Source organism: Dyella sp. SYSU CM1112 (genome assembly GCF_058216415.1).
Map to the genome: position 1 here is coordinate 577,887 of NZ_JBZEGI010000002.1, position 17,132 is coordinate 595,018.

17 protein-coding genes are annotated in these 17,132 nt (G+C 60.1%); 15 read left to right on the top strand and 2 right to left on the bottom strand.

Translation table 11 applies throughout. The features are described 5' to 3' along the window. Positions 1-12 precede the first annotated feature (12 nt). The 7 genes from AC4HNJ_RS05605 (at position 13) to AC4HNJ_RS05635 (ending at position 5,061) form a co-directional block, all read left to right on the top strand. Positions 13-399 (top strand): acyl-CoA thioesterase, encoded by a 387-nt coding sequence (locus AC4HNJ_RS05605; protein ID WP_490478542.1) that lies wholly within the window; start codon positions 13-15, stop codon positions 397-399. 13 nt (positions 400-412) lie between these two features. Beyond that, positions 413-1,162 (top strand): glutathione S-transferase family protein, encoded by a 750-nt coding sequence (locus tag AC4HNJ_RS05610; RefSeq protein ID WP_490478543.1) that lies wholly within the window; start codon positions 413-415, stop codon positions 1,160-1,162. Between the two features lie 141 nt (positions 1,163-1,303). Then, positions 1,304-1,807, top strand: a complete 504-nt coding sequence (locus tag AC4HNJ_RS05615; protein WP_490478544.1) for a glutathione peroxidase — start codon at positions 1,304-1,306, stop codon at positions 1,805-1,807. Positions 1,808-2,099: 292 nt separating this feature from the next. Further along, positions 2,100-3,203 (top strand): enolase C-terminal domain-like protein, encoded by a 1,104-nt coding sequence (locus AC4HNJ_RS05620; RefSeq protein WP_490478545.1) that lies wholly within the window; start codon positions 2,100-2,102, stop codon positions 3,201-3,203. 12 nt (positions 3,204-3,215) lie between these two features. Further along, on the top strand, positions 3,216-3,665 hold the full coding sequence (locus AC4HNJ_RS05625) for a PCC domain-containing protein (protein ID WP_490478546.1): 450 nt from the start codon (positions 3,216-3,218) through the stop codon (positions 3,663-3,665). Next, positions 3,662-4,054 (top strand): sensory rhodopsin transducer, encoded by a 393-nt coding sequence (locus tag AC4HNJ_RS05630; RefSeq protein ID WP_490478547.1) that lies wholly within the window; start codon positions 3,662-3,664, stop codon positions 4,052-4,054. Before AC4HNJ_RS05625 ends, AC4HNJ_RS05630 begins: the two co-directional genes overlap by 4 nt. Next, positions 4,051-5,061 carry an SDR family oxidoreductase gene (locus AC4HNJ_RS05635; RefSeq protein WP_490478548.1) on the top strand — a complete coding sequence of 337 codons (1,011 nt, stop codon included), beginning with the start codon at positions 4,051-4,053 and terminating at the stop codon, positions 5,059-5,061. Before AC4HNJ_RS05630 ends, AC4HNJ_RS05635 begins: the two co-directional genes overlap by 4 nt. 13 nt (positions 5,062-5,074) lie before the next feature. On the opposite strand, the gene AC4HNJ_RS05640 is transcribed toward AC4HNJ_RS05635, so the two are convergent. Beyond that, positions 5,075-7,021, bottom strand: a complete 1,947-nt coding sequence (locus AC4HNJ_RS05640) for a glycoside hydrolase family 15 protein (protein ID WP_490478549.1) — start codon at positions 7,019-7,021, stop codon at positions 5,075-5,077. Positions 7,022-7,033: 12 nt separating this feature from the next. Continuing rightward, positions 7,034-7,747, bottom strand: a complete 714-nt coding sequence (locus AC4HNJ_RS05645) for a DUF4396 domain-containing protein (protein ID WP_490478550.1) — start codon at positions 7,745-7,747, stop codon at positions 7,034-7,036. A gap of 386 nt (positions 7,748-8,133) precedes the next feature. On the opposite strand from AC4HNJ_RS05645, the gene ahpC reads away from it, so the two are divergent. From ahpC to AC4HNJ_RS05685, 8 genes are all read left to right on the top strand, one after another. Next, entirely contained in the window at positions 8,134-8,697 is a 564-nt protein-coding gene (gene ahpC / locus AC4HNJ_RS05650) for an alkyl hydroperoxide reductase subunit C (protein ID WP_490478551.1), read from the top strand. Between the two features lie 161 nt (positions 8,698-8,858). Next, positions 8,859-10,448: an alkyl hydroperoxide reductase subunit F gene (gene ahpF, locus AC4HNJ_RS05655; RefSeq protein WP_490478552.1), complete on the top strand. Its 1,590-nt coding sequence runs from the start codon at positions 8,859-8,861 to the stop codon at positions 10,446-10,448. A gap of 146 nt (positions 10,449-10,594) precedes the next feature. Next, positions 10,595-11,101 carry a gluconokinase gene (locus AC4HNJ_RS05660; RefSeq protein WP_490478553.1) on the top strand — a complete coding sequence of 169 codons (507 nt, stop codon included), beginning with the start codon at positions 10,595-10,597 and terminating at the stop codon, positions 11,099-11,101. 311 nt (positions 11,102-11,412) lie between these two features. Beyond that, entirely contained in the window at positions 11,413-13,842 is a 2,430-nt protein-coding gene (locus tag AC4HNJ_RS05665) for a TonB-dependent receptor plug domain-containing protein (RefSeq protein WP_490478554.1), read from the top strand. Positions 13,843-13,904: 62 nt separating this feature from the next. Continuing rightward, positions 13,905-15,512: a flavin monoamine oxidase family protein gene (locus AC4HNJ_RS05670; RefSeq protein WP_490478555.1), complete on the top strand. Its 1,608-nt coding sequence runs from the start codon at positions 13,905-13,907 to the stop codon at positions 15,510-15,512. Continuing rightward, positions 15,509-15,952 carry a c-type cytochrome gene (locus AC4HNJ_RS05675; protein ID WP_490478556.1) on the top strand — a complete coding sequence of 148 codons (444 nt, stop codon included), beginning with the start codon at positions 15,509-15,511 and terminating at the stop codon, positions 15,950-15,952. The genes AC4HNJ_RS05670 and AC4HNJ_RS05675 overlap by 4 nt, the downstream gene beginning before the upstream one ends. A 23-nt stretch (positions 15,953-15,975) precedes the next feature. Next, a complete protein-coding gene (locus AC4HNJ_RS05680; RefSeq protein WP_490478557.1) occupies positions 15,976-16,473 on the top strand; it encodes a RidA family protein in 498 nt (165 codons plus the stop codon). A gap of 493 nt (positions 16,474-16,966) precedes the next feature. Beyond that, positions 16,967-17,131 carry a hypothetical protein gene (locus tag AC4HNJ_RS05685; RefSeq protein ID WP_490478558.1) on the top strand — a complete coding sequence of 55 codons (165 nt, stop codon included), beginning with the start codon at positions 16,967-16,969 and terminating at the stop codon, positions 17,129-17,131. The last annotated feature ends 1 nt before the right edge of the window (position 17,132 follow it).

Genomic DNA, 17,132 nt, shown 5'->3' on the forward strand with positions numbered 1-17,132 from the left:
CCGCCATCGACGATGAACGCCGCCCTGCCTGAAGCACGCCTGCTGGAAATGGTCTTTCCCGATCACACCAACCATTTGCGCACCTTGTTTGGTGGCCAGGCCCTGGCCTGGATGGACAAGGCCGCCTTCATCGTGGCCTCCCGCCATGCGCGCCGCACCGTAGTCACCGCGCGCTCGGAAGAGGTGAACTTCCGCGTGCCGGTGCGGGAGGGGCAACTGGTTGAACTGGTCGCCCGCCTGGTCGGCGTCGGGCGCAGTTCGATGCAGGTCGAAGTGGAAATGACCGCCGAGGATCCACTGACCGGCGATCGCCGCGTCTGCACCACCGGCCGCTTCGTGATGATCGCGCTCGACTCCAACGGCTCGCCGACCTCGGTGCCGCCTTTGCCTGCGGCTTGAAAGGAGGTCCATCATGTCCCGCCCACTCATCGTCATCGGCAACTACATCTCGCCCTATGTGCGCAAAGTGCTGGTGTGCCTGGAGATCAAGGGGCTTGATTATCAGATCGATCCCATGACGCCCTTCCTCGGCGACAACGAATTCTCCCGGCTAAGTCCACTGCGACGCATACCTGTGCTGATCGACGGCGATCTGGTACTGAACGACTCGACCGTGATCTGCCAGTACCTGGAAGACAAGCATCCCACTCCTGCGCTCTATCCGTCCGACATCGCCCATCGCGCCAAGGCACGCTGGCTGGAGGAATACGCCGATACGCATCTCGCTGATGTGCTGATCTGGCGGCTGTTCTATCAACTCGCCGTACTGCGCCACGTTTTCCACGAACCGACCGACGAAAACGTCGTGCAGCGCGCGAAGCAAACCGAAATTCCTGCGGCGCTCGATTACCTGGAAACCCAGTTGCCCGCGGACGGATTTATTTTCGGCGAACTGTCCATTGCCGACATCAGCCTTGCCTGCTATTTCCGCACGGCATCCTTCGTACGCTACAGCGTCGATGCCACTCGCTGGCCGAATACCGCAGCGCTTATCCAGCGGACGCAAGCGCTACCCGCCTTCCAGAAACTGGCGCGATGGGAAGATGCCGTGTTGCGCATTCCGGTCACGCAACAACGCGAGGTGCTTGCCGCTGCCGGTGCACCGCTCACGACCAAAACGTTCGGTAGCGACACGCCACGGCATGGCTTGCCGAGAGGTTGAAGCACCAACCGCACTACGCGCCGCGCAAACCCTTTCGAGCATAGGCAACGGCTATGGCCGCTCATGCATCAATCAATTGGATGCATGAGACAACGCCTCCTACACTGCCGCGCATCTCACACGCTCAACCCAGGGGACGACATGCGCAACATCTACGATATCCACGCCACCACCATCGACGGCGCGCCGCAGTCCTTGCGCAGCTACGCGGGCCAATGGCTGCTTGTCGTCAACGTCGCATCGCGCTGTCAATTCACCATACAGTACGAAGGCCTCGAAGCACTGTACCGCCGCTACCACAAACTTGGGTTTTCCGTCCTCGGTTTTCCATGCGATCAATTCGGCCAGCAGGAACCCGGTACCGACAGCGAGATCAAGCAGTTCTGTTCGTTGACGTATGACGTCACCTTCCCGATGTTCGCCAAGGTCGACGTGAATGGTCCGGCCAGCCACCCGCTTTATCAGCTGCTGAAGCAAGCGGCGAAAGGCTTGCTGGGCGTCGAGGACATCAAGTGGAATTTCACGAAATTCCTGGTCGATCCGCAGGGAAAGGTGTTGCGCAGGTATGCACCGGCTTATACGCCGGCGTTTATTGCCAAGGACTTGCCGGCCGGGTGGCATGCTGGTTCAGCCATAGCTTCCTGACTCGGTCGAGATGAGCGATCTCGCGCGCAGTGACGTTTCGTATGTGGAAGCCTTGCCTTCGGTCGACATAAGCGTCGCAAGCCATGCATTCATCCACGCCATGCACACCCATGCCCCGATACCCACCCTCACTATCCAGGTCCGCTCCACATAACCACCGCACGCCATTCACCCCCACATGACCTCGCCCCTCGCAGGATGAATCGCCTAGCGCCTCCGCGACGGCCGTCATGTCATCACACGCTTCCCACAAAACACGCATCACAAAATCCCTCAGCGGAGCCCTGCATCCGTGAGCGGCGCAAGGAACCAGATCGACCGGGTCGACGCAGTGGCCTACACCATCCCCACCGATACGGCGGAAGCCGACGGCACGCTGCGTTGGGATGCCACCACCATCGTGATCGCGACGATCCGTTGCGCTGAATATGAAGGTATAGGCTATACGTACACCCATCACGCCGCGACGTCACTGATCGCCCAGCCGCTGCGGGATTGCCTGCTCGGCGCCGACCCGATGGATATTCCGGGCCTATGGCATGCGATGCGCCGCAGCTTGCGCAATATCGGCTGTCCCGGCCTGGGATGGATGGCCATCTCCGCGGTGGATCACGCCTTATGGGATCTGAAGGCAAAAATGCTCGGTGTTTCCGTGGTCACGCTGCTTGGCCGTGCGCGCGAGGGCGTACCGGTTTATGGCAGCGGCGGCTTCACTTCCTACACCCTGGATCAGTTGCAAACACAACTCGCCGGTTTCATCGAACAAGGCTTGCAGCGCGTCAAGATGAAGGTCGGCTCTGTGCCACAGCAAGATCCCAAGCGCGTACTTGCCGCACGCGACGCCATCGGCGTGGAAGCTGCGTTGATGGTCGATGCCAACGGCGCTTACACACCCAAGCAGGCGCTTGCGCTGATGGATGCATTTGTCGATTGTAAGGTCGACTGGTTCGAAGAACCTGTTTCATCGGACGACTTGGAAGGTCTGCAACGGGTACGCGACCGCGCCCATCATCTTATCGACGTCACCGCCGGCGAATACGGATGGGATACCTGGTATTTCCGCCGCATGCTCGACGCGGAAGCCGTCGACGTACTGCAAATCGACAGCACGCGCTGCGGCGGCTTTACCGGTTTCCTGAAAGCCGCTGCACTGGCACAAGCCTATGGCATCCCCATCTCGGCACACTGCGCACCGCATCTTCACGCACACGTGTGCAGCGCGGCGCCGGCGGTAAGGCACGTGGAGTATTTCCACGATCACGTACGTATCGAGTCGATGTTTTTCGACGGCCTGCCGGCGTTGCGCCAAGGTGAACTCATCGTAGACGTCGATTGCGCCGGACTCGGCCTGATATGGAAGAAGCAGGACGTCGAGGCTTATCGCGTCAGTTCCTGAGGAAACCCAACCATGCGCCATCAACTCATCCATCATGCTCAAAACTCACGCAGGTGGGCAGTCGTTCTCGACACGGACGATGAAGTAATGGCCGGCCTCCTGCGCTTCGCCCGTGGTAAAGCGCTCAGTGCGCGCGGCTTCACGGCAACCGACGCTTTACGACATGCGGTGCCGGGTTATTACGAGTGGAACAAGCGCGAATACCGGCCCAATGGATTCGATCGACAACGCGAAGGGGTATCGCCCCTCGGCGACGCCGCCTTGCAGGGCAGCGCATCCCGGATACCTATGCGTGCCGTACCCGGCGACAAAGACGGCCCTGCACGGGGCGGCTACTTGCTGGGAGAGCATGTGCGCCCCACGCTGGAAGTCATCCCGACCGAAGCGCCTGTTCATCTGCATAAGGAATACGACGCCGATGCAGGCGTGGCGCTGATCAAGCTCAAGCAGGAGGCACCATGACGGTTGCACGCAGCATCGGCAGCCGATGCTGGGCTATTGCCGAAGGTTATATCCCGCTCGACGACACGCCCACCGACGATCCACGCCTGATGAGCCATGAGGCAGCCTGCCTCCTCAACATCAGTGATCAGGATGCAAACGTCACGCTGACCATCTACTTCAAGGATCGCGAACCGGCTGGACCGTATCACGCCCGTGTGCCCGCCAGGCGAACCCTGCATCTTCGCTTCAATGATCTTTCCGACCCTGAGCCCGTGCCGCGCGATACGGATTACGCCACATTGATTGAATCGGATGTGCCGATCGTTGTTCAGCACACGCGCCTCGATTCGCGCCAGGCCGCGCTCGCCGTCCTTTCCACGATGGCCTATGCGGGGACATCAGCATGAGCAGAAAAAAGTCTGAAGTGGTGGTGATTACCGGCGCATCCGCCGGCGTAGGACGTGCGACGGCGCATCGATTTGCCCGCAGCCGTGCTCGCGTCGCCTTGCTGGCGCGCGACAGTCCTGCTTTGCAAAAAGCCGCGAGCGAAGTACGCGAACTGGGCGGCACTCCACTGGCCATCCCGGTCGATGTCGCCGATGCCGCACAAGTGGAAGCCGCCGCCGCCCGCGTCGAGCAAGAACTCGGCCCGATCGATGTGTGGATCAATGCGGCCATGGCCACGGTCTTCGCCCCGGTCAGCGAGATCACGGCCGATGAGTTTCGCCGCGCCACGGAAGTGACTTACCTGGGCGCCGTGCATGGCACGCTGGCCGCCTTGAAACGGATGCGTCCACGTGGACGCGGCTGCATCGTGCAAGTCGGTTCGGCCCTGGCCTATCGCGCGATCCCCCTGCAAGCGCCGTATTGCGCGTCCAAGTTCGCCATCCGCGGTTTTACCGATGCGCTGCGTGTGGAACTCCTGCACGAACGGAGCAAGGTGCACGTCACGATGGTGCAGCTATCCGCATTCAACACACCCCAATTCGAATGGGCACGCAACCGGCTCGACGGGCGTCCGCAACCCGTGCCTCCGATCTTCCAGCCAGAGTTGGCGGCGAAGGGCATCCACTGGGCCGCGCATCACCGCCGGCGCGAAGTGTTCGTCGGCTTTCCGGCGGTCAAAGCGGTCATGGCAAACAAGTGGTTTCCCTCGCTGCTCGACCGCGTACTGGCTCGTCAAGGCTATCGCGGACAAGTGGATCCGCAGCCTGTACCGGAAGAGCGGCCTGACAATCTATTCGACGCCGTGCCGATGGATTATGGGACGCATGGCCGCTTCGATGCGCGCGCTCGCACAGACAGCCTGCAATGGTGGCTGACATCCAACCGCAACGCATTGCTGTTGGCTGCAGGCGCCTTGGCTGCGTTCGCTTTCACGCGCAACAAGAGGGAGCGCATCCCCCGCATGTAGCACGCGCGATGCATCAAGGCGCTTGATAATTCTGCAGACCGAGCGCAGCAAGATCGAGCACCCAGTCCTTCGGATCGATATCCGGCCTTGGCGCTTTCTTCGCCTTGCTCGCCCGCTCCATCATCCGCGCCGCATGCTGCACACGATCGGCATGCGTGCCCTGCAACGCGTCCGCACCGCCATGTTCCACGAATTCCAACAGCACGGCGCTATGAATCAAGGCCAGATGCGAGAGTGCCTGCGGAAAGTTGCCCAGAAACCGGCCGCTGTCCGCGTCGATTTCTTCCGCATACAAACCTACGTCGCTGGCCTGCTGCATCAATGTTTCCAGCCAGCGCTTTGCTTCGCTGATCCGGCCGGCAAAGAGCAAGGCATCCACCAGCCAGAAGCCGCACGCTACAAACGTACCCTCTTCGCCATCCAATCCGTCCGCGCCCTTGTATCGAAAAACACCTTTCGGACCGGCGAGCTGCGCAATGACTTCATCCAGCGTGGCCTGAAGACATCCCGGCGGCAACGGAAAATCGATGGTCGGCGCCCGCAGCCCCACGGCGTCGATCTGGTCGTGGTCGTAGCGCTTGCGCAGATAGCCGCGAGGTGCAATGGCGCGACGATGCACGTCCTCCACGATGGCCTGCATGGGCGCTTCGTAGTCGTGGCAATCCAGCAAGGTCTGCGCGCGGTCGAGCGCCACCCAGCACATCATCTTGCCGTAGACGAAATGCTCGGGTGCGCCGCGCTCCTCCCAGAAACCCTGCCCTGGCTCGCGCCAGTGCGCGGCCACATAATCGGCGGTGCGTCGCAATACATCGCGTTCCGATGGCGACAGCGAGCCGCCCAGTTCCTGGCGCAGCAGCATCCAATCCATCACTTCGCCATACACGTCGAACTGGCGTTGGCGATGCGCCGCATTGCCTATCCGCACGGGCCGGCTTCCGCCATAGCCGCGCAGATAGGAAAGCTCGCATTCCGCGAGATTCATTTCGCCACGGATGCCATACACGATCTGGGTCGGAAAGATATCGCCTGCGCCGCACCCGAACAGGAATTTCCGGAATGCTTCGGGTTCTTCGTGATACCCCAGCGCGGCAAGCGCGAACAAGGTCAGGGTGGAATCACGCACCCAGCTCAAGCGGTAATCCCAATTGCGAGTACCGCCCAGCGATTCCGGTAGCGAGGTGGTGCCCGCTGCGACGATCGCACCGCTAGGTGCATAGGTCAGCAGCTTCAAGGCCAATGCGCTGCGCTCGACGGCGTCCACGTAGGCGCCTTCATAGCCACAGCGGTCACTCCATGCGTGCCAGTAAGCCAGGCTGACATCGAGCAAGTTGTCCACGGCCTGCAATGCCGCCGAAGGGGTGTCGCATGTTCCCGCCATGAGAATCAGCCTGACTTGCTCGCCGGCACGCACACGAATGACACCGCAGGCCTTTTCATCGTGGGCTTCGATCGGGCGGTCGCATAGCAACATGCCACCCTGCCACGCCATCCCGTCCTGGACACGGCGGATATCCGGCTTATCCCTGCCCCACGCCACGCACGGCAGCATCTCCAGCCGAAAGCTCATCTCGCCTTCGCTGACGCGAATCACGCGGACGAGCCACGGCAGGCTGCTTATCCGCACAAAATCATCCGCTGCGGCAACAGGATCGCGACCTATCGGCATAAAGTCCGTAAGCGTTGCGATGCCCGATGCCGTAGCGAACGTTTCTTCCAACACATTGGTATGCGGCAGATACCGCCGCGTCGCCTCAAATGGTTCGACCGGACGCGTATCCAGGTAACCGCCGATGGCATCGTCCAGCAGCCGAAAACACACCGGCGACGCATCGAAGCTTTCGAGCGCACACCAATCGACGCGACCCTCCCTGGTCACCAGCGCCAAGCCGGCACAATTCCCAATTGCCGCGTAATCGCGGATGTCAGGGCAGCTAGCGTTGTCCGTCTTGGCGTATTCCATCAGCCATCCACCTCACATGACCTCTTTGATGCCGGCTCGCAACAGCCACCCGTTCACCGGATAGCTGGTGATAAAGCCGCCGAGCATCGCCAGTTGCATGGCAAACCAGAATTCCGGCTTGCTGGCCGGCACCTGCGTGCCGAGCAAATGCGGGAACACCACCCATTGCATCAGCGCCATCACCCCATACATGCCGATCTGCCATGCCATCAGCGACAGGCTGTCCGCCTTCAACGCAGCGACGATGCCTTGCCTGATCGAAAGATGGCGCATCGGCGCAATGGCGAAATATTGAAAAAAAATGCCGACGATGAAGGCCAGGATGAAATCGAGCACCCAGGTGGCGTACATCTTTTCCGCGAACACGCCATGCCAGCCAAACCACACTGCCGCGCCGGGAAAAATCAGCAGCAAGGTTTCGGCAAGGATGTCGCCGATCGTGCAGCCGCTGCCGCAATGAAGCGCGCCTTTGGCTACCGCAACCGGAAAAGGCGCCGGCTGGCGCGCACGATCTTCGACGTCTTCGGCGTCCTGCGCGCCGTAGCAGAAATAGCCGACCAGCACGAAGATGGAGCCGAACAGGGCCGCAATCGGCCATACGCCATTCATGATGCCCATCCGCTGCGGATGGCCGGCAATATGGGCAAAGATCACGGCGGCGCAAACGCATGCCAAGGCGAGCGAGCCGAGTGCGACGAGATGCAGCCACTGGGATACGTCATGCATTGACCGGCGTAAGTCCATCCGAAGGACCGCTGCCATTAAGCAACCCAAATCGTGCAAAACGCGTCACGGTTTGATCCACAGCTCGTCCACATTTGGCCAAACCATGCCGTTGACAAGCCATCGATCGGGCGGATGGTACGTTTGCAATACATGCTGTCTCGAACCATCGCCACACTTATCGCCCGCGATCGCGACCATCCATGTCGTCCTGCCTTTGAATCGGCCCTGCGTGCCCTTACCTGTTTCTTCGCCTGAAAAGGCGATCGATGCCGACGATGGCCGATCGATAGGCCGGATGAATCACTTTCATCCCAACAATCAATTGGCCCTTTCCCCGGCATGCCTATATCTTTGAACCTTCATTCACCACTCAGCGGAAGAAACCGATGTCGTTGATCAACACCGCAGTCAAACCGTTCAAGGCCACCGCATATAAGGAAGGCCAGTTCATCGAAGTGACCGATGCCGCACTGAAGGGCAAGTGGTCGGTGGTCGTGTTCTACCCGGCCGACTTCACATTCGTTTGCCCGACCGAGCTGGAAGACCTGGCCGATCACTATGCTGAATTCCAGAAGCTGGGCGTGGAGATCTACGGTGTATCCACCGATACGCACTTCGCACACAAGGCATGGCACGACACCTCCGATGCGATCAAGAAGGTGAAGTACCCGCTGGTAGGCGATCCGACCGGCACCCTGGCCCGCAACTTCGACGTGATGATCGAAGAGGAAGGCCTGGCCCTGCGCGGCACCTTCGTGATCAATCCGGAAGGCCAGATCAAGCTGTGCGAAATCCATGACAACGGTATCGGCCGCGACGCGTCCGAGCTGCTGCGCAAGGTAAAGGCTGCACAGTACGTGGCTTCCCACCCGGGCGAAGTGTGCCCGGCCAAGTGGCAGGAAGGCGCCGCCACCTTGAAGCCGTCGCTGGACCTGGTCGGCAAGATCTAAGTTGCACGTTTTAGCGGTTTCCGCAACGGAAACCGCCGCGGGCCCGACACTCCCCCTCCCGCCGGGCCCGCACCCTTACCTTCGAGCAGACGCCTCCCATCCATGCAGCAGCGGGTGACGGCGGCGTCTACTCCACATCGCACCATTGATGGAGACGCACCATGCTGGACAACGATCTGAAAGAACAACTCAGGGCCTATCTCGAAAAGGTGACCCATCCGATCGAGCTGGTTGCTTCTCTCGATGAGAGCGCCACCTCGCAAGAGCTGCTTGCGCTGTTGCGCGATATCGAATCGCTCTCGGCACACGTGTCCCTGCGCACAAACGGTCACGATGCGCGCAAGCCTTCATTCGCGATCAACCGCCTCGGTACCGACGTTAGCGTGCGCTTTGCCGGCATTCCGATGGGACACGAGTTCACGTCGCTGGTGCTCGCACTGCTGCAGGTCGGAGGTCATCCGTCCAAGACGGCGCCGGAAGTGATCGAGCAAGTGCGCAATCTGGAAGGCGAATACGTATTCGAAACCTTCATGTCGCTCACCTGCCATAGCTGCCCGGACACCGTGCAGGCTTTGAACCTGATGAGCGTGCTCAATCCCAACATCAAACATGTGGCGATCGACGGTTCGCTGTTCCAGGACGAGGTCAACGCGCGCCAGGTGATGGCCGTGCCCACCGTATTCCTCAACGGGCAGCCGTTCGACCAGGGCCGCATGACGATCGAGCAGATCGCCGCACGCCTGGACAGCAACGCCGCGCAGCGCGATGCCGAAAGGCTCAACGCCAAGGCGCCCTTCGAGGTGCTGGTGGTGGGCGGTGGCCCGGCCGGCGCGGCGGCAGCGATCTATGCCGCACGCAAAGGCATTCGCACCGGCGTCGCCGCCGAGCGCTTCGGCGGCCAGGTGCTGGATACGATGGCGATCGAGAATTTCATTTCGGTCTCCTATACGGAAGGCCCGAAGCTTGCAGCCTCGCTCGAGCAGCATGTGCACGAATACGACGTGGACGTGATGAACCTGCAACGTGCCGAGCAGCTGGTTCCGGCGCAGGAAGAAGGCGGATTGATCGAAGTGCGCCTGGCTAGCGGCGCTTCGCTGAAAGCCAGGACGGTGATCCTTTCCACCGGCGCGCGCTGGCGCAACATGAACGTACCGGGCGAGCAGGAATACCGCAATAAAGGCGTCACCTACTGCCCGCATTGCGACGGCCCGCTGTTCAAGGGCAAGCGCGTGGCGGTGATCGGCGGCGGCAACTCCGGCGTGGAAGCAGCCATCGATCTGGCCGGCATCGTGGACCATGTCACCTTGCTGGAATTCGACAGCAAGCTGCGTGCGGACGAAGTACTGCAACGCAAGCTGCGCAGCCTGCCCAATGTGAAGGTGATCGTCAGTGCGCAAACCACCGAAGTACTGGGCGATGGCAATAAGGTGAACGGCCTGGCCTATACCGACCGTACCAGCGGCAAGCGCGAGCAGCTGGCACTCGAAGGCGTGTTCGTGCAAATCGGCTTGTTGCCCAACACCGAATGGCTGAAGGACACCATCAAGTTGTCGCCGCGCGGCGAGATCGAGGTGGATGCACGTGGCGAAACATCGATACCGGGCATCTTTGCAGCAGGCGATGCCACCACCTCGCCATACAAGCAGATCGTGATCGCCATGGGCGATGGATCGAAAGCTGCGCTCAGCGCGTTCGATTATCTGATCCGACTGCCGGTCGATGTTCCGCAAGAAGAAGAAATGGCCGCCTGAGCGACCTCGCTGCACGACCGCCCCCAAGCAGCCGGACCGCAAGGTCCGGCTTTTTTTGCATCGCTTTCTGGACCACCGGTCACACACACACCGAGCTAATACACTTCGATCTACCCGACTCACCAGCCACCTGACACGCCACGAACATGTCCAACGAAATGCGCGCCATCGTCATCATGGGAGTATCCGGCTGCGGCAAGTCGACTGTCGCCGAGGCACTTTGCCGGCATACCGGGGCCGCCATGATCGAGGGCGATGAGTTTCATCCTCCCGAAAACATTCGCAAGATGCGCGCAGGCATACCACTCACGGATACCGATCGACAGGGCTGGCTCGAACGACTTGCCGATGAAGCCGTACAGCAGCTGACATCATCGCAGCGTGTCGTGCTGACCTGTTCGGCGCTCAAGCGTCGCTATCGCGAGCTGCTGCGGCATGCCGTGCCCGACCTCGGATTTGTTTACCTCGCGCTGACACCGGAACAGGCCATGCAACGTGTGGCGCAGCGTACAGGCCACTTCATGCCTGCCTCACTGGTGAGCAGCCAGTTCCGCGATCTGCAGCCACCGCAGGACGAACCACGCACGCTGACCGTATCGGCCAGCGCCGCCATCCCAGACATCGTCGAGGAAGTCTTGAGGTGGTGGCTGTAAGCGTGTGCCATCGACGCGCGCAAGACACACCGCAGGGATCCTCAGCATTCATGCCTCGCTGACCAGCCACATCGACGCGCCATCCAACGCCTGACGCAAAGCGCGCCGCATGCGCCACCGCCTAGCACGGTGACATATCCATGCAGTGACAGGTATATGACCATCTATTGACGCATCGCAACATGTGTCATAGCCTCAAATTACCGCGGCTGGGGAGAAGCAGGTGCTGCGGCGCATTACACAGAGATCGCACATATCCAAGATCCATTGGAGGGACGCCTGTTGCCGTGACCATTTGATCGGGGGATCTCATGAAAGTACGACTCGTACGACGTCCGCTGGCAGCCGCCGTGCTGCCCTTGCTCTCCATCAACCTGGCCCTGAGTGCTTCCGCCTGGGCCGATGACACCACCGCCGACTCACCCGCTCCACAAAGCGCAAGACAACTCCAGCAAGTCGTCGTCACCGGCACCCGTGCCACGAACCGCACCGCCGCCGAATCGCTTTCTCCTATCGACATCATCTCGCCCGCTGATCTCACTTCCAGCGGCTATACCGATCTCGCCAGCGCACTGAACACCGTGTTGCCCTCGCTGGACTTTCCACGTCCCGCCATCAACGACGGCAACGATGCACTCCGTCCGGCATCGCTGCGTGGACTCTCGCCCGATGACGTGCTGGTGTTGGTGGACGGCAAGCGTTATCACACGTCCGCCCTGGTCAACTACAACTCGTCTGTAGGTCGCGGCTCGGCACCGGTCGACCTGAACTCGATTCCGATTTCCGCTATCGACCACATCGAAGTGCTGCGTGACGGTGCGGCTGCGCAGTACGGTTCCGACGCTATCGCAGGAGTGATCAATATCGTGCTGAAGCACGGCAGCGCAGCCGGCGGCAACAGCATCAGCGCCAACGCCGGCATCATGGACGAAGGCGACGGCGCGACCAATGGCGTCGACGGATCGGTCGGCATTCCACTAGGCGGCAGCAACGGCAAAGCACCCGGCTGGATGCGGGTGGCCTGGAATTACCAGAACCAGATGAACACCAACCGCGCCGAAAACACGGATATGTCCACTACCGTCGCCGGCGCACCCAATCCCACCGGTTATCCCTATGAACGCTACGGCGACCCTGAAGAAAAAACGTACCAGCTGCTGCTCAATTTCGCCTACGACATCACGCCGAACATCGAACTGTACGGCTACCTCAACGGCAGCAAACGCGATGTCACGTCCAATGGCTATTACCGGCCTTACGACTCCACCCGCAATGTTCCAGAAATCTACCCGAACGGTTTTCTGCCGCAGATCGTCAATCACACCAATGACACAGCTTTCGTATTCGGCGTAAGAGGCCATACCGCGGGTGGCTGGCATTGGGATGTGTCCGCGGATTACGGCCAGAACAATCTGGTTTTCGATATCCAGAACACCGTCAATACCAACCTTTATTACACCAAGGGTTATTCACCAACCTATTTCCACGCAGGCACCTTCGACAACAAGCAAGGCGTGTTCAACGTCGATCTCAGCAAGGAATTCAACTGGGGCTTCCTGCCCAATCCCGTGACCTTGGCGTTCGGCGCGGAATATCGCAATGAAACCTATGTCATCGGCGCGGGCGATCCGGACTCCTATTTCTTCGATCCGGATACGCTCATTCCCGGCACGGATTCGCCCTATGCCGGCGGCTCGCAGGTCTATCCGGGCCTGGCGCCAGAGGTGGCAGGTGACTTCAGCCGGCACAGCAAGGCGGCATACGTCGATTTGGAGACCGATCTCACCGACAAATGGTCAGCAGGTGTCGCGGCGCGTTACGAAGACTACAGCGATGCCGGGTCCACGCGCTCGGGCAAGATCTCGACGCGCTATCAGCTCACCGATACATTCGCCCTGCGTGGCACGGTATCGAACGGATTTCGCGCACCATCGCTGGCACAACAAAATTATGAATCCGTCGTCACCCTGATCCAGAATGGGCAGCTTGCGCAGATCGGTACTTACCGCACCTCCAATCCCGTCGCGATCGCCCTGGGTGCCAAGCCGCTGGTGCCGGAAAAATCAGTGAACTACACCCTTGGCGGCGTGTGGCAGCCGACCAGCAACTTCGATGCAACGATCGATGTGTACCAGATCCGCATCTGGCATCAGATTCTGTATTCCGATCAGATTCCGGTGGATATTCCGGGCAATCAAGTGACCGGCGCACAGTTTTTCGTCAACGGTGCCACCACGCGTACACGCGGTGCCGATGTGATCGCCAGCTATCACTTGGATCTGAACACCTTCGGCACATTCAACCTCACCGGCAGCGCCAACTACAACGAAACCACCATCCTCAATGTCTCGACACCCGACTTCGGCCGTGCCAGCCAGGGCCTGCTGACAGATGCCGCGCCACGAACCAAGTACGTGTTGGCCGGTGATTGGCTGATTCATAACTTCGACTTCCACGCCAACCTCACTCGCTACGGCAGCGTCACGCGTCTTGGTGACGACTACAGCGGCGATGAAGACCAGACATTCGCTGCACGATGGCTGCTCGATGTTGCCGCCAGTTACAATTATCAAAGTTGGACGTTCACGGTGGGCGCCGACAACATCACCAATCAGTATCCGACCAAAGCATCGCTCAACAACGTCTATGAGGATCGCGCCGATGGTTTGCAGTACTCGGCGCTGTCGCCATTCGGATTCAACGGCCGCTATTGGTACGGAAAGGTAACTTATCGATTTTGATGCTCAAGCCCCTCTCTCCGGCGGGGAGAGGGGAAATTTAGCGATGCGCAGGAGGTTCATCGATGCAAGACAACGGCTGTACATTTTCCATGAAACGTCGCGATCTGCTGCGCATGATCGGCAGGACTGCCGGCGCAGCAACGATGTACCAGGCCATGAGCAGCCTGGGATTGGCGGCGGAATCACCGTTCAAGGGCCATCCCACGTTGCAAGGTGCGCCGAAAAACACATCCGTGCTGATCTTGGGTGCAGGCATCGCCGGCATGGTAGCGGCTTACGAATTGCGCCAGGCCGGCTATCAGGTGCAGGTGCTCGAATACAACCAGCGCCCCGGCGGACGCAACTGGTCATTGCGTGGCGGCGATCGTTACACCGAACTGGGTGGATTCACGCAGCACTGCCAGTTCGATCAAGGGCTCTATCTCAATCCCGGCCCGTGGCGTCTGCCTTATCACCATCACGGCATTCTCAGTTACTGCAAAAAGCTCGGTGTAGCGCTTGAGTCTTTCGTGCAAGTCAATCACAACGCCTACGTGCACAGCACCAAAGCATTCGGCGGCAAGCCACAGCGCTATCGAACGGTCAACGCCGACTACCGCGGCCATGTCGCCGAACTGCTCGCCAAGAGCACGCAGCAAAGCAAGCTCGATGCACAACTCAGCAAGGAAGATCAGGAAATTCTGCTGGAGTCGCTGCGCGAATGGGGCGCGCTCGACAAGAACTTTGCCTATCGCACCAGCATCACCAGCAGCGAGCGGCGCGGCTTCGATAAAGATCCTGGCGGCGGTTTGTCGGCCAAACCCATGCCTTCGAAACCGATTGCGCTGGATGAACTGCTCGGCTCGCGCTTATGGGGCAGTTTGAGCGTCGGTGAGATTTACGAATTCCAGACTACGCTGTTCCAGCCGGTCGGCGGCATGGGGCGCATCGGCGAAGCCTTTGGTCGCGCACTGGACGGATCGATCCGCTACAACGCCAAAGTCACCGCCATCCAACAGAACGAACACGGCGTCACCGTGACCTATGAAGACACCCATCATCCCGGCAGCGCATTGAAAGCACGCGGTGACTGGTGCATCTGCACGATCCCGCTGTCGATACTCAGCCAGATTCCCATGAATGTAGGCGCACCGATGGCAGAGGCGATCGCCGCGGTGCCTTATGCGGCCTCGGTGAAAGTGGGGCTGCAATTCAAACGGCGCTTCTGGGAAGAAGACGAGCATATCTATGGCGGTATCACCTATACCGACTTGCCGATCATGAATATCAGCTACCCCAGCACCGGTTATCACAGCCGTGGCAAAGGCGTACTGCTGGGTGCCTATATCTGGGGCCTGGATGCTTTTGAATTCACCGCGATGACGCCGCAGCAACGCGTGCAAAAAGCGGTCGAATACGGCAGCCGGATTCATCCGCAATATCGCGAAGAGTTCGAAAACGGCATTGCCGTCGGCTGGCATCGTTCGCCTTTCACGATGGGCTGCTTCGGCCTGTGGTCGGAAGAAGCGCGCGCCAAGCACTACGACAATCTTTGCCGTATCGACGGCCGGATTGCACTGGCCGGCGAACATGCATCCTATCTGCCCGCCTGGCAGGAAGGTGCCGTCACTTCCGCACTGGATGCCATTGAACGCGTACACCAGCGTGCAACCGCAGAGGCCAGCGCATGAATTCGAAGCCATGCCAGCGATTTCGGATTTTCGTACCCTGCCTGATGTTGTGCCTGGGCATGCCGGCATGCTTCGCGCGGTCTTCCGATCATGCCTATACCAGCCCCGCGGAACTCAGCGTCGCCGACGGCCAAACCATCTTTCAGCACATCTGCCAGGGCTGCCATATGCCCGATGCCAAAGGCGCGGTGGGAGCCGGCACTTATCCTGCGCTCGCCGGCGATCCGCACTTGGTTTCGGCGCCATACATGGCCGCGGTTGTCCTGCACGGTCGTCGCGACATGCCGTCGTTTATGCGGACGGGAGAGACCGGGCCGCTTGAAAACACCAAACTCAGCGACACGCAAATTGCCGATGTGGTCAACTACGTCCGCTCGCATTTTGGCAATCACTACACCGATCGCATCAGCGCCCGCGACGTGGCCGACATGCATCCTTGAGAGGCTTCATACGGAGAACACTTATGCAGAAAATCGCCTTCGCCCTCGCCGTACCCCTGTTGCTTGCCGCCTCGTTGCCGACGCATGCACAGGATGTCATCCGCTACCAGCTTCCGCACAGCCATTTTCCGATCTCCGCCGCGGTGGAAATACCTGCCGGCAAAGCTATCGTCTATCTCAGCGGCATGGTGGCCCCGGTCATCGACCCCAAGGCACCGAAAGATTCGGTCGCCGCCTATGGCGACACCAAGACACAAACGATCGGCGCACTGACCGCGATCGAAAAGCAGCTCAAGAGCATGCATCTGGACATGGGCGACGTGGTCAAGATGCACGTCTTCCTGGTCGGCGATGAAAGCCATGGCGGACACATGGACTTCGCCGGCTTCATGGCCGGCTATACGCAATTCTTCGGCAGCAAGAGCCAACCCAACCTGCCAGCGCGTTCCGCCGTCCAGGTCGCAGCACTCGCCAATCCCGGCTTCCGGGTCGAAATCGAAGTGACCGCGGTAAGACCGTAAAACGTAGAGAGCTAGCACTGCATGGGCCGCGAGCAATCGCGGCCCATTGCGTTGGTGGATATCAAACCTGCGCTCTGAACATGTATGGGTGTCCTTAGCAACAACGTCATCCTAAAGGGCGAAAAGTCTTAGATTGCTTCCGCTGCACTCGCTTTCACAGTCATCTGAAGTAAAAAATGCTTGGCACGCGTATCGCGCACCAACGCCGCGACCTTGGTTTCGCCGATACGCACCCTCCACGCCGCGCATCATCGTAGCCAAAGGAAATTCATGCATGTCTCTGACACAGGACGTCTTCAACGCGTCGCCGCCGTGTTTTTTCGCAAGACCTCCCTTAGCAACGTTCCCGGCATCACCGCACCGAGGCATTCGAGGCGGTGCCCTTCGAGCTGCGTGAAATAGTCCTGGGCAAGCCTTATTGCATCGGCATCGAACTCTTTCCTCCAGACGGCCTATTGCGCAGCAATAGACCCTGGCAAGAACGCTTCTCTATGTGTCCATGCACAGCGGCCGGCCTGCACCCAACCAGACCTATGAAATCCATCGCGACGATGGCGCCGTCCTCCGCGATGTCGCCGATGCACAAGGCCGGGCCACGCTGCAAAAGGGCCTGAACCTCGATGGCCTGACGATCCTGTGGAAGAACCTGAAACCATGAG